This is a genomic window from Nitrospinota bacterium (assembly GCA_016208975.1).
Taxonomy (GTDB): domain Bacteria; phylum Nitrospinota_A; class UBA7883; order UBA7883; family JACRLM01; genus JACQXA01.
Genome location: JACQXA010000003.1, coordinates 141,332 through 155,195, shown reverse-complemented (window position 1 = coordinate 155,195; position 13,864 = coordinate 141,332). Strand labels below are relative to the sequence as shown.

The window sequence follows — 13,864 nt, the reverse complement described above, 5'->3', positions numbered from 1 at the left end:
CCAATCGCCATTTAAATTGGGTAGCGCTCGGCCACAAGTTGAAGCTGGCGCCTGGACTATGCCTGATCAGCCTTTCTGGCCGCCTCCCAAAAGGTAAACCCTTACCGCCAGTTTCTTGATCTGGTTATCCGTGAGCCTGCCGCCGAAAACCGGCATCACCGCTTTCCGGGTTTGAGGGCCATCCTGGTTGACACCGTTCATGATGGTCTGCCGAATCCCATCCTCCGTGCCGGAGAAGCGCCAGATATTGTCCGTAAGGTTCGCCGAACCCACGTCTTTTATCCCCTTGGCGTCCTCTCCATGGCAGGCCACGCAGTCCGCCGCGCCGGGGGTCTGTCCCAGAAACACGGCTTTACCAGCTTCGTGGATAGCGCCGGACGGAAGCGTGGAGACGAACTTCACCAGGTCGTCTATCTCCTGCCTGCTCAAAAGCTGAGCGTAGGCTGGCATAATCCCTTGTCTGCCGCCGGTTATGGTCTCATGGATGGCTTCTACGGTCCCGCCGTACAGCCAGTCGTCATCGGCCAGAACCGGGAAGCCCGTGGCGCCCTGGCCGCCGGAGCCATGACAGGCGGCGCAATTATCACCGAACAACGCCTTGGAGGATACCTGGGCGAACCGGCTCATCTCAGGGTCGGCCAGTATTTCGGCCACGGTCATCTTCCCGATCTTTTTGTCGAAAGGTTCCCGCACCGCGTTTATGGCCTCCACCCCCTCCTTGTACTCGTCTATCTGGGTCCACCCCAGCAGACCATGGGTGTAGCCGCTCACCAGAGGGATAGAGGGATACAAAATGAAGTACCCGGCCAGGAAAGCGAAACTAAGGTATCCGCAAATGATCCACCACCGGGGTGGATTGTTCTTCAGCTCCTTTATTCCATCCCACTCGTGGCCCGTGTCTTTAGCCTTGTAAGGGTCGTGTTTCTCCGCCATGTCAGTCCTCTTCGCCAAAGCGGTCATCCTCCAGGGGGATGTACCGGTGTTTGTCCATTTTTGCCTTGCTTCCGGGGCGCAGTACGTAAATGTAAACCCCGGCCAGCAACACGGATAGCGTGACCAGAAGGATCAGCCCGAACCAGTCGGTGGGCGTCATCACCAGCAAACCAGCGGTTTGGTCAGTCACGGTAATCCTTACCCTCCTCGAACTTTATCATCGTGCCCAGCGCCTGAAGATATGCCACCAGCGCCCGCATCTCCGATTTGCCGGAGACCATCGCAGTGGCGTTGGCTATATCATCGTCGCTATAAGGCACTCCGATGGCCCGCATGGCCTTCAGGCGGCGCGTTACGCCCTCCGGGTCCAACATGGCCGACTCCAACCACGGGTAACGGGGCATGACAGACTCCGGCACCACCGACTTGGGATCTTTCATGTGGGCGATGTGCCACTCGTCGGAATATTTCCCGCCCACCCGGGCCAGGTCCGGCCCGGTGCGCTTTGAGCCCCACTGGAACGGATGGTCGTACTTGCTTTCCACCGCCAGAGAGTAATGGCCATAGCGCTCTTTCTCGTCGCGGAATGGGCGTACCATCTGCGAGTGGCACACGTAACAGCCCTCGCGCAGGTAAACGTCCCGCCCTGCCAGCTCCAGGGCCGTGTAGGGGCGCACCGCCGAAAGCTCCGGGTTTTTCATGGAGCCGTCCGGGTTCTTGGCCCGGTCCTCCCATGTGCTGTCCAGGTAGAAAAGGGGCACTATTGTAACAATGCCGCCGATGGACACCACGATGGCTATCATCAGGAGGAACGCCGGGAGGTTCAGCTCCATCCGTTCCTGAAAGGATTTCTTGCCGTTGTTATCCGCCATATTTTCAATACTCCTTCTATGACGTTAAGCCGTGGCGCGGGCCATGGCGGGGGCGGTTTTCCTGGCCCCCATGGCGGTCATGGCCACGTTGAATAGCATAACCAGCGCGCCCAGCAGGAATATCAGGCCGCCGAACCAGCGCAGTACGTAATACGGATGCATGGCCGCCACCGTCTCGGCGAAGGTGTAAACCAGCGAGCCGTACTCGTCGTACGCGCGCCACATCATTCCCTGCATGATGCCGGACACCCACATGGCCGACACGTAGAAGGCTATGCCGATGGTGGTCATCCAGAAATGGACGTTCACCAGTTTTTTGGAGTACAGCTCCGTTCCCCACAGCCGTGGAACCATGTGGTAGATGGCGCCCATGGACACCATAGCCACCCAGCCCAGGCCGCCGGAATGAACGTGGCCTATGGTCCAGTCGGTGTAATGCGAAAGGGCGTTAACGGTGCGGATGGACATCATGGGCCCCTCGAAAGTGCTCATGGCGTAGAAGGCCAGGGAGACTATCAGGAACCGCAGGACATAGTCCGTCCTCAATTTTTCCCACGCTCCGGAGAGGGTGAGCATGCCGTTCACCGCGCCACCCCATGAAGGAATTATCATCGCTATCGAGAAGGCCGCGCCCAGAGAGCCGGACCAGTCTGGCAGGGCGGTGTATTGCAGGTGGTGGGCGCCTATCCATACGTAGCCGAAAATGAGAGCCCAGAAGTGCAATACCGACAGCCTGTATGAGAATATGGGGCGCTCGGCCTGTTTGGGCACGAAGTAGTACATGATGCCCAGGAAACCCGCCGTCAGGAAGAAGCCCACGGCGTTATGCCCGTACCACCACTGGATCATGGCGTCCTGCACGCCCGGGAATATGGAGTAGGACTTCCAAAGCTCCACCGGGATCTCAAGGCTGTTGACCACATGCAGATAGGTGATCATTATCTGCATGGCGAAGAAGAACCAGTTGGCCACATATATGTGTGAAACCTTGCGGTTGGCCACGGTCATCACATAGTTGAACAGGTACGCAAGCCAAACAACCGCTATGAGGATGTCCAGCGGCCATTCAAGCTCGGCGTATTCCTTGCCGGTGGTGATGCCCAGTGGCAGGGTGACTACCGCGCTTACTATCACGGCGTTCCAACCCCAGAAGGTGAACCACGCCAGCTTGTCGCTCCACAGTTTCACGTTGCATGTGCGCTGGACGATGTAATAGGAGGTGGCGAACAGCGTGCTTCCGCCGAACGCGAAGATCACGGCGTTTGTGTGAAGGGGACGAAGACGCCCGAAAGTAATGTAAGGGATGTCGAAGTTCAGGAACGGCCAGGCCAGCTCCGCGGCGATGTAAACACCAACCAGGGCGCCGACAACCAGGTAAACCACCGCCGCGATGGAAAACCATTGGACAATAGAGAAATTATACTTGGATTCAGCTTGTGATACTTCCACAGCCCCCTCTCCTCAATGGTTACAACTATGGCTTCAATGAAGCCCTCTCAACTTGATCCTCTGATAAAAATAGGTCGCTCGTTTGATGTTGGCAAATGCGCGGTGGATTCATGAGCCACAAAGATTCAGCGTAAACATCTATCCGCCAGGAATGTACTTAAGCGCAACGCGTTGGAAGTTTTTAACTTATTCCGGATGGTTTTTTTTGGGGAGGATGGATAAAAAAAGTTTTGATTTTTCGATTCCTGCGGTTGATCCCGCGAAATCGAGGCGCATTTTGCGACAACAAGCTGTTGTTGAAATTGATTGCCGCGATACGGAAAACACGAGCCTTAAACCAGTCATTCAACGAAAATCGAGGGCAGGAAATGTACTTCTGCAACGCCAACTTATTAAGCGTCTCAAAACGGCTTTAGCGTCAAAACGGGGCAGACACATTCGGAAATGCGGTAAATTAACCGGTGTTGTCCCGGCGCCATTATTGCTCTGCTTTGAATATGGCAGGATGTCGCGATAAAAGTTGTTCCTTTATTGAAGAGGAGTGTTCCGCTGATGATGAAAAACGCTATCGGGTCATCGCTGGTTTTATCAGCGCTCCTCATATCGTTATCCATAAGCGGAACAGCGAAAGCGGAAACCTTTAACGTGGCCGTGGCCGCAAACTTTCTAAAACCGGCCACGCAGATAGCGTCGCTCTACGAAAAATCCACGGGGCATAAGACTGTCATCAGCGCCGGGGCTTCCGGAAAACTTTACGCGCAGATTGCCAACGGCGCGCCGTTTCACGTGTTCTTGTCGGCGGACCGGGCCATGGTGGAAAAACTTATGGGCGCGGGATTGGGTGAAAAGTCCACCGCATTCCCCTACGCGCTGGGGAGGCTTGCGCTATATTCATCCACGCCGGGTTTTGTGGATGGCGCCGGGGATGTTTTAAAAAAAGGTAATTTCGCCCATATCGCCATGGCCGACTCCAAGCTGGCCCCATACGGCGTGGCGGCCAGGCAGGTTATGGAGCGGTTGGGCGTTATGGAGCGGCTCAAACCGAAAATCGTGACAGGCGAGAGCATCGGCCAAACATACCAGTTCGTATCCAGCGGAGCGGCCCAGCTGGGGTTTGTGGCGATGTCCCAATTGAAAGAGTCCTGGCCGCCCGCCGGGTCATATTGGCTGATACCGCATGATATGCATGACCCCATAGAGCAATGGGCGGTTCTAACCTCCGGAGGTAAAGGCTCTCCGGCGGCCAAAGGGTTTTTGGAGTTTGTCCGGGGGCCGGAGGGGCGTAAGATAATCGGGAACTTTGGTTATGGATTGCCCTGAAACTCGATGGAACACATATATTTTCAGCCCATTTGGCTCACGCTGAAACTGGCGTTTGTTTCAACGGCCATCCTGCTGGTCATTGGCGCTCCGCTCGCGTGGCGGCTGGCCACTTCATCCAGCAGGTTAAAGCCTGTGATAGAGGCGGCGGTGGCGCTTCCGCTGGTTCTGCCCCCTACTGTGCTGGGGTTTTACCTCCTGCTGGCTTTGGGGCCTTACGGGGTGATCGGCGCGTCCATGGCGTCCATCGGCTTGCCCAGCCTGGCCTTCTCTTTTACCGGGCTTGTGATAGGGTCGGTGATATTCTCCCTGCCATTCGTCGTAAAACCCCTCCAGAGCTCTTTTGAGATGATAGGAAATAACATGATGGAGGCGGCGCAAACCCTTCGCGCCTCTCCAGTGGACAGGTTTTTTACCGTGGCCTTGCCCATGGCAAAGCCGGGCATCATATCCGCGGCTGTGATGGGATTTGCCCATACCGTGGGGGAGTTCGGCGTGGTGCTGATGATAGGCGGGAACATCCCCGGCAAGACCCAGGTGGTGTCCATCGCCATATACAACCATGCGGAGGCCATGGAATATACCCAGGCCCACATCCTCTCGGCCGGGTTAATGCTGTTTTCGTTCATGACCCTTGTAACCATATCCATCATGAACCGCCGTTACCGGGTGGATTCTTTTTAACAGGATACGGAGTGAAAGCCGCATTTAAGACCCAAGTATCCACCTTCCTGCTGGACGCCCGGTTCACCGCCCCGGACAAAGGCTTTACAGCCCTGTTCGGCCCATCAGGCTCCGGCAAGACCACCCTGTTGCGATGCGTGGCGGGGTTGGCCCGCGCCCCCGAAGGCTATTTTGAGGTGAACGGCCAGGTGTGGCAGGACGAGTCTAACAACATTTTTCTGCCCCCCCATAAACGGAGCGTGGGATACGTTTTTCAGGATTCCCGGCTGTTCTGGCACCTTACGGCGGAAGAAAACCTGAAATACGGCTACAATCGGGCGCCAGCCAGTGAGCGGAAGATAAATCCCGAAGAGGTCATAGGGTGGCTGGGGCTCGAAAACCTGCTTGGAAGGAAACCCCATCAGCTCTCCGGCGGGCAAAAACAGAAAGTGGCCATCGCCCGGGCGCTTCTCACAAGCCCGAAGCTCATGTTGTTCGATGAGCCGTTAGCCTCGCTGGACGATGAGGGGAAACAGGAGATATTGTCGGGCCTGGAGCTCTTGCACGGAAAACTTTCCATTCCGGCGCTTTACGTGAGCCATTCAGTGGAGGAAGTATCCCGGCTCGCCGATCACATTGCGCTAATGAGTGATGGAATGGTTATGGCTCACGGCGCCATTGCCGAAATCTCCACCCGGCTGGATTTGCCCATGGCCAGAGAGGAAGGCGCGGGCGCCGTGGTGGAGGCCCGCGTTGCCAGGCTAGACCCGCAATACGGTTTGGCGTATCTGGAGTTTCCCGGCGGCGCCCTTGTCCTGCCAAAACAGGGATTGGCTCGGGGTTCCGTAGCAAGGGTGCGGATACTGGCCAGGGACGTGGGGCTGGCGCTTAGAAAACCGGAAGACACCAGCTTGCTGAACGTATTGTCCTGCCGGGTGGCGGGGGTGGAGACTTTAGACCATTCCAGCGTCATTGCCCAGCTGGCGGTGGGAGAAACTGTTATACTATCCAAAATCACCCGCAAATCGGCGGACACTCTCGGCATAAAGCCGGGTCTGGAGCTTTTCGCCATGATCAAAAGCGTTGCCTTGGCCAAGCCTTCCTGAAAAATTCGTTTTAGGGACCATAATCGGCTCAAATCCCCTGCATCCTGTAAAGATTTTTCAGCGGTAAAAACTCCAACAAAAATTGAACTAATTATTAACAATAGTGACAATGCCGTATAAAACGTTACAAAATCATCATTGATTATTCCTTATGTAACTATTTGAAAAAACAGTTTTATAATTAGTGTAAATGTTATATTGTTATGCGGTTGAGATTGGGGATTGATTGAGGGAAAAGCCATGACTGTTTTGGCTAAGTGTAAATGAAAGCGGATACCGCTGAGTTTGCCCTGGCGGATAACGAAAAAATATCCTCCAGGCAATTTTTTGCCCAGGCATGGCTTTTTGTCCTGCTGGTGGGGGGGCTCGCCTACACGGCGTATTACGCCGAGCGTTATCTAAACGGTTATGAGAAAGTCATACTCGGCTGGCTGGCGCTTGGCTTGACCCTGGGGCTTTACCGGATGAAATCCTCCCGGGGGCTTCCGTGGCGGATTGTGTTCGTGTTTCTCACGGCGTTTCTTGGCCTTCGTTACCTGTTGTGGCGCACTTTCGAAACCTTGATATACACCGGCCCTCTGGACCTGATTGGGCTGGCGCTGTTGTACCTGGCCGAGGTGCACGCCATCATGTTGCACATCCTGAGCCTGTTCATCAACATTTCGCCGCTGGAGCGGAAGGAATGCCCGGTCGTTGTAAAAGACGACCCTATGAACCTTCCCACGGTGGACGTGATGGTGCCCACATACACCGAGCCGGACGAGATAATCCGGATAACGGCCATCGCCGCCACCCAGATCAATTACCCGAAAGATAAACTGCGCGTCCACATTATGGACGACGGTAGCACCATAGCCAGGCGTAACAACCCCAAAACATCGGCGGACGCCTGGGCCCGCTATTACAGGTTGAGGGCCATGGCCCAAGAGCTTGGGGTAAATTACATAACCAGGGAGGCCAACGGCCACGCCAAGGCCGGGAATATAAACCATGCGTTACGCCAGACCAGCGGCGACCTGGTGCTGGTGCTGGATTGCGACCATGTGCCCACCAGGGACATACTGGAGCACACCGTGGGGCTGTTCAGGAAAGACCCAAAACTGTACCTGGTGCAGACCCCGCACTTCTTCATAAACCCCACTCCGATAGAGAAGAACCTGGAGCATGTATCCAACGTCTCCGTTGAGAACGACATGTTCTTCCGGATAATCCACGCTGGGCTGGATTTCTGGAACTCCAGCTATTTTTGCGGCTCCGCGGCAATTTTGCGCCGCAAACACCTGGAGGAGATAGGGGGCATCGCCACAGACACTATAACCGAAGACGCCGAGACGTCGCTTATCCTGCACGGCAAGGGTTATAACAGCATTTACGTGAACCGGCCCATGGTGTGCGGCCTTTCGCCGGAGACATTTTCGGACTACGTCACCCAGCGGACCCGGTGGGCCCAGGGGATGGTACAGCTGTTCATCCTCAAGAACGCCCTTACCATGCGGGGGCTGAGCATCGCCCAGAGGATCTGCTATTTCAACTCCTCGTTCTTCTGGTTTTTCGGAATATCAAGGTTCATCTATTACATATCACCGGCCTTGTTCCTTATATTCGGCCTGATGATATATCACGCGTCGGTGGGGCAGATATTGGCTTACGCCCTGCCTTACGTGTTGTGCACGGTGATGGTGATGGATTTCCTGTACGGCAAGGCGCGCCAGCCGTTCTTCTCGGAAATCTACGAGAGCGTGCAGGCGTTGTTCCTGATTCCGGCCATCATCTCGGTTATGCTCAACCCCCACAAGCCGACATTCAAGATAACCCCCAAGGGAAGGACAATTGAGAGCGAGTCTTTAAACCCCCTGGCGGCGCCTTTCTTCCTTGTGGTGGCCATAAACTTCGTGTCGCTCCCCATCGCATTATACAAGTGGATGGAGTATCCGCTGTTCCGGGACGTGATTTTGGTCACATCCATATGGTGCGTGTTCAACATTCTGCTGGCGCTGGTCTCCCTTGGCGCGTTTTGGGAGAAGCGCCAGGTGCGCCGGTATCACCGGATTAGGACCAAGGGGCCAGCCAGGATTTACTTCCCGAGGCTGGACGTGGCCGTCGATGGAGTGATGGAAGACATATCCCTCACCGGCCTGAGCATCTACGTGAAGAGCGACGCGCCGGAAGCCATCAAGGACGAGGAAGCGCTGATTACGGTTTCAGACAGCTATGGCGAATCTTACGAGTTCAAATCAAGGATAAAACGCTGGTCTAAACGGAAGAGAAAAATCCTGTGCGGCGCGGAGTTGTTATATGATACCGAGGAATTTCCCCAGGCGGTGAAATTCGTTTATGGCGACAGCCAGCGCTGGATGGATTCGTGGGAAGGGAAAACCACATCCTCCGGCGGCGTAGGTAAGCTCTTATGGAGCTTCCTGGTGCTGGGGCTTAACGCGCAGAAGGAAATTGTGGCCTCGGTCACATGGAAGGCGTTCGCATGGACGCGCTCAAAACTGTCCACCACTTATCAAACCCAGGTGGCGGAAGCTGTAGTGAAAAACTGAAGTTAAGAGGGGTTCTTTGGCCGGTCTTTGATGCTGGTCATGGGGTATTGGTGTTTTTAAGGAGGCTGATCTTGGATGAAAATCGCTGTAAAAGCGGTTCTGTTTTTGTTATTAACGGCCACGATGGCCCGCACGGAGGTTTTTAAAACCCCGCTTAACAAGCTTAGCGGCGATTGGACCGTGAACCTGCGCTGTATCATTGGCGAGCACGGCGTATCAATACCAATACCGGAGCGGTGGCGTGTAACAAAAGCCAGCGTAACCTTCTCTTACGTTAACTCCTCGAACCTCATCGAAGAGATATCCAGCCTTACTGTGAAGCTTAACGACCTGCCGCTGGCCCAGACCAGGCTCAATCCGTTAAATCCCGAAGGCCGGATGACCGTGGCGCTCCCCCCAAGCCAGCTTAAGGCCGGTTATAACGAAGTCAAGTTCATGGCCATCCAGCATTTCACCAGGGATTGCGAAAACCCCTGCTCGCCCGACCTGTGGACAACCCTTAATTTCGAGGACTCGGAGCTTGTAATAGAGTACGAGCTTAATCCGGTTCCCCTGAAACTGTCCTCCATGGCGAATTTCCTGTTCGACCCCCGCATCATGCCGCAGGGGGAGGTTAACGTTGTTACAGGGAAACACACGTCGGACATCCTTACCCTGGCCGGCATTGTGGCTTCCGGGGTTACCAGGAGGTTTGATTACCGGAAAGCCTCGCTCACAACCTCCGGCGACATAAAACCCGGGGTGGACAACATTTTCGTAGGTGATGAGAAAGCCTTAAACGTGTTCCTCTCCAGGAAAGGCATCTCGCCGGTGAAAATGGAGGGGCCATTCATGGGCATTATCCCGCTTCCGCTAAGCGATGAGGCGCTGGCGGGCGTGGCCAGGAAAGGTTCAACCGCCCCATCGGGACATGGCAGGGTGATATCCCGGGTTACAGAAGGCCCCAACTTGGGCTGGCTTTCAATGACGGCAGGCAAGGAAGATCCGCTTTATATTGCGGCAATGGCCGTTCCAGGCGCTATACATACTGGAGTTAATGTTTTCTTTCCCCCATCCAGTGTTCTGGAAGTGGAGGATTTCGCCAACCAGTTCGGCCTGTCGCTTTCCAGCGGGTCTCTAAATACATTGGCGGATCGTCGCGCAAAGTTCCCCGGAGAACGGAGCCGTTATGGAGCCCCATCGCCGGATACGGCGCCTCTTGGAATAAGCGGGGCGGAATATTCAGACCCCACCCACGCCCTGGTGATAGTGTCCGGCAAGACTTTCGACCACATAAAAATATCCTCCGAAACCCTGGCCAGCATGACGTTCCCTTTTCCCGGCACGGCTTCGACCACCATAAAGCAGTTCGAACTGCCGGACATCATGCTGTACAGCGGAAAACACATGCTGGTGTCGGACAAGATAATAAGGTTTAAGACGCTAGACTTCCCCACCCACACGTTCCGGGGCCTTCAGGGCAACCCAAGGGACATAACCTTCCGTCTGCCGCCGGACTTTTTCATCAAGGAGAACCAGTACGCCAAGCTTGTCTTGAATTTCGCTTATGGCGCCGGGTTGCGGCCGGACTCCGTGCTGAACATCCTGCTGAACGGCGTTCACGTGCGGGCTATCAATATGGACAAGGCCACCGGCGACACCATCGAGGGGTACAAGGTGGAGATACCCACCTATCTGTTCAAACCTGGCTCAAACACCATCAGGCTTGCGCCCATCCTCACCCCCATGGCCAAGGAGTGCGACCTGATACAGCCTGAAAGCCTGTTTTTGACCATATTCGAGAACTCCACAATCTATTTCCCGCCAATGGCCCATTTCGTGTCCCTGCCGAACCTGGAGCTTTTCATGCTCAACGGGTTCCCGTTCACCCGCTGGCCGGACGGGTTCGAGTCGCTCATATACATCACAAAGGACGACCCGGCGCTCATCAACGCCGCCATGAACGTGATCGGCATGGTTACCCAGCGGAACGGCTACCCGTTGCTGGGCATGAAAATCAGCCTGGAAAAGCCCGACAAATGGGAAGGGGAGTTGATCACCATCGGCTCGGTTAACACCATACCAGACGAGTTCAAGAAAGGCACGCCCCTTACCCTTATGCAGGAGACCCAGGTACGCTACCCCGTGGTGGACAACCTTGGCGGGGAAACCTCTTACGCCTTCAGCAAACAGATAGCCGGGCTGGGCCCGGACAGCGCCTTGCTCATGGAGTCGCAATCCCCCTTCAAGAGCGGAAGGGCCATGCTTACCATGACCGCCATGACCCCGGAAGACGTGCTAAAACTTAGCCGCGCCCTGTTCGAGCCCGAGGCGCAGACGCAGATCAACGGCGACACGGCGGTGGTGGAGTTTGGCGAGACAAATCTCAAAATAGCCACCCAAAGCGCCACGGAACATTTCTTTGTGGGGAAATTCGGCAAGATAACGTTCCTGGACTATTTCTTCCATACATATCATTACGCCTATTATTTCCTGCTGGGTGGCATTTTACTGATCTCCACCCTCATACTTTACTTCTTCTTCAAGCGGCACGGGGCCAGAAGGATACTGGCCGGTGAAGGCGGCGAGGGTGAAGGAAAGCCGGGCATTAAAAACCTCTTCGCCAGGCTGTTCCTGAAAAAGTCCAAGCGAGGGGAAGATGAGCATGACAAAGGCGATTAAGCTTTTCGCATGGCTTGCGCTAGCGTTTCTTTGCTCCGTCCCCGGTGTGGCTTCGGGGGCGGAGCAGACCCTTTGGGGCCGGTACAAGGCCGACATCATCGATAAAGACGGCCGTGTGCTGGACTATTACCAGGACAAGAACAGCCATTCGGAGGGGCAGGGGTATGGAATGCTCCTGGCCGTCGCTTACGACGATCAGGCGACGTTCGACACCTTATGGAAATGGACATGGCAGAACCTGCAAAAAAGGTCTGACAAGCTTCTGGCGTGGCAATGGGGAAAGAGGGACAACGGCCGTTGGGACGTAATTGATTACAACAACGCTTCCGACGGTGACATCCTGACGGCATACGCGCTGTTGAGGGCGTCTGAAAAATGGGGGCGGGCTGAATTCAAGGCGGACGGGCTACAGCTTGTAAAAGCCATCCGGGAAAACCTTGCCATGAACTGGGATGGAAGAACCGTGATCCTGCCTAGCTATTACGGTTTTACCAAAGATGACGGCATTGTGGTGAACCCTTCATATATTATCCTGCCGGCCTATCGCCGTTTCGCGAAGGAAGATGACAGGAAGTTCTGGGAAAAGGCGTATGAGGACGGCCTGCATATCATCGCCTTGAGCAGTTTCGGATACAAGAGTCTTCCGGCGGACTGGGTCAAGTTGATGGACAACGGGAAGATAAGGATTCATGGGGAGCGGAGCGTTTACGCGGCCCATGAGTCGGTACGGGTTATCCTCCATCTCTTGCAGGAAGACCGGTCAATTCTGCCCAAAGGCGTGGCTGAAACACTTAAATTTTATGAGGGCGCAGGTTACATTCCCTTGAAAGCCGACCTGGAGGAGGACACCTATTCAATGCATTCCGCTTCGGCGGGGGTGTACGCCATATACGGAGCCGCGGCGGAGAAGCTGGGGAAAAAGGCTCTGGCCGAAAAACTGTTTAAGGAAGCCCGGGAAAAACTGGGTTATGAAAAAAACAACTATTACTCCTTTAGCCTTTATCTATTGGCCACCACCCAGGCGTTGCGTTAAACCATCCGGCCACCCTGTCATGCAGTCGCGGGAAAATCGTTTCCGGCGGGACTGCATCTAAATATATGGTAGTGTCTCAGTTTGAATCTCAAATAATAGACAGATCCTTCACTTCGCTTGCGCTTTGACCTTCCCCCCGTTTTCTGGAGCGGATTCAATGTTAGTTTGTCGCGCCATTTAACCTTATTTTCTCCCGTTTGGCAAACGCCGCCGGGGGCAGGTAGCCTAGCGAGCTGTGCGGCCTGACCTCGTTATATTCCTTTCTCCATTCCTCGATAACCTGCCGGGCTTCGGCCAGGCTGAAAAACCAGTTCTGGTTCAGGCATTCGTTGCGGAACTTGCCGTTAAAACTCTCGATGAAGGCGTTGTCAGTCGGCTTGCCAGCGCGTGAAAAGTCCAGGGCGATGCCCCGCTGTTGCGCCCAGGACATCAACGCCTTCGACGTGAACTCAGCGCCCTGGTCAACCCGGATGGACTTGGGCTGTTCGCCGGTGGCGAACAGCCCATCGAGCAATCGGACAACCGTCAACCCGGATATGGAGGTGTCCGCGTAAATCAGCGGGCTTTCCTTGGTGAAGCAGTCCACCACCGTCAGAGCCCGGAACCGTCTGCAGTCATAAAGCGCGTCTGACACAAAATCCATCGCCCACACATCGTTGGCCTTGGCTGGTTGCGGGCGGACGATCCTCAGCTCTGGCATCTTGCGATGGCGGCGTTTAGTCCGCAGGGAAAGCCGTTCCTCGTGATATATCCGTTCGCTCCGCTTGTGGTTTGTCACCAATCCCTCCGCCCGTAACATCGCATGCAACCTGGGCAGACCAAACCGCCGGTGTTTGGCCGCCAACTCATGCATCCGGCTCCGCAACGCGCTGTCCTTGCCGGAATCGCCCAACTCGTAATGAAACGTGGAACCGGCCAGCCCGGACAGCCGGCAGGCCCGCCTCTTGCTCAGCCCAAAGACGGAAACGGTATGCTCGACGCATTGCCGTTTCTCCTTGGGCCTTAGAACTTTTTTGTGAGGAGGTCCTTCAGAACAAGATTGTCCAGCGCCTGTTCGGCCACAAGGCGCTTAAGCCGCCGGTTCTCATCTTCCAGGGCTTTAAGCCGCTTGGCGTCGCTTAACTCCATCCCGCCGAACTTGGCCTTCCATCGGTAGAAGGTCTGCTCGGTGATGCCGTGATGGCGGCAAAGGTCTTTGGTTTTTTTGCCAGCCTCGGCCTCCTTCAATATCCCGATGATCTGCTCTTCCGAAAACCGTTTCTTCATGCGATTCCTCCTTTA

Annotated in this window: 11 protein-coding genes; 6 read left to right on the top strand and 5 right to left on the bottom strand. The window is 55.3% G+C overall.

The window, feature by feature from the left end; genetic code table 11:
• Positions 1–66: 66 nt before the first annotated feature.
• Genes ccoP through ccoN form a run of 4 tightly spaced genes read right to left on the bottom strand, consistent with a single transcriptional unit; the run spans position 67 to position 3,254 of the window.
• The gene (gene ccoP, locus HY751_03340) at positions 67–933 is read right to left on the bottom strand and encodes a cytochrome-c oxidase, cbb3-type subunit III (protein MBI4665429.1); all 867 of its coding nucleotides are present in this window, start codon (positions 931–933) and stop codon (positions 67–69) included.
• A gap of 1 nt (position 934) precedes the next feature.
• Positions 935–1,093 (bottom strand): cbb3-type cytochrome c oxidase subunit 3, encoded by a 159-nt coding sequence (locus HY751_03335; GenBank protein MBI4665428.1) that lies wholly within the window; start codon positions 1,091–1,093, stop codon positions 935–937.
• 22 nt (positions 1,094–1,115) lie between these two features.
• Complete coding sequence (ccoO, locus tag HY751_03330) at positions 1,116–1,805, bottom strand: cytochrome-c oxidase, cbb3-type subunit II (protein ID MBI4665427.1); 690 nt, start codon at positions 1,803–1,805, stop codon at positions 1,116–1,118.
• Between the two features lie 24 nt (positions 1,806–1,829).
• Positions 1,830–3,254: a cytochrome-c oxidase, cbb3-type subunit I gene (gene ccoN / locus HY751_03325; protein MBI4665426.1), complete on the bottom strand. Its 1,425-nt coding sequence runs from the start codon at positions 3,252–3,254 to the stop codon at positions 1,830–1,832.
• 555 nt (positions 3,255–3,809) lie between these two features.
• Here ccoN and modA point away from each other — a divergent pair.
• The 6 genes from modA to HY751_03295 all read left to right on the top strand — a co-directional run bounded on the left by modA (position 3,810) and on the right by HY751_03295 (position 12,583).
• Positions 3,810–4,574: a molybdate ABC transporter substrate-binding protein gene (modA, locus tag HY751_03320; protein ID MBI4665425.1), complete on the top strand. Its 765-nt coding sequence runs from the start codon at positions 3,810–3,812 to the stop codon at positions 4,572–4,574.
• A gap of 6 nt (positions 4,575–4,580) precedes the next feature.
• Positions 4,581–5,258, top strand: coding sequence for a molybdate ABC transporter permease subunit (modB, locus tag HY751_03315; protein ID MBI4665424.1), 678 nt, complete (start codon positions 4,581–4,583; stop codon positions 5,256–5,258).
• A gap of 11 nt (positions 5,259–5,269) precedes the next feature.
• A complete protein-coding gene (modC, locus tag HY751_03310; GenBank protein ID MBI4665423.1) occupies positions 5,270–6,343 on the top strand; it encodes a molybdenum ABC transporter ATP-binding protein in 1,074 nt (357 codons plus the stop codon).
• Between the two features lie 263 nt (positions 6,344–6,606).
• The gene (gene bcsA / locus HY751_03305; protein MBI4665422.1) at positions 6,607–8,889 is read left to right on the top strand and encodes a UDP-forming cellulose synthase catalytic subunit; all 2,283 of its coding nucleotides are present in this window, start codon (positions 6,607–6,609) and stop codon (positions 8,887–8,889) included.
• Positions 8,890–8,964: 75 nt separating this feature from the next.
• Positions 8,965–11,550 (top strand): cellulose biosynthesis cyclic di-GMP-binding regulatory protein BcsB, encoded by a 2,586-nt coding sequence (locus tag HY751_03300; protein MBI4665421.1) that lies wholly within the window; start codon positions 8,965–8,967, stop codon positions 11,548–11,550.
• Positions 11,534–12,583 (top strand): hypothetical protein, encoded by a 1,050-nt coding sequence (locus HY751_03295; GenBank protein MBI4665420.1) that lies wholly within the window; start codon positions 11,534–11,536, stop codon positions 12,581–12,583. Before HY751_03300 ends, HY751_03295 begins: the two co-directional genes overlap by 17 nt.
• A 160-nt stretch (positions 12,584–12,743) precedes the next feature.
• Here HY751_03295 and HY751_03290 read toward each other — a convergent pair.
• Positions 12,744–13,849, bottom strand: a protein-coding gene (locus HY751_03290; protein ID MBI4665419.1) for an IS3 family transposase whose coding sequence is annotated in 2 segments (ribosomal slippage) — positions 12,744–13,597 and positions 13,597–13,849 — 1,107 coding nt in all. Because the reading frame shifts where the segments join, the coding sequence is not laid out codon by codon here.
• Positions 13,850–13,864 lie beyond the last annotated feature (15 nt).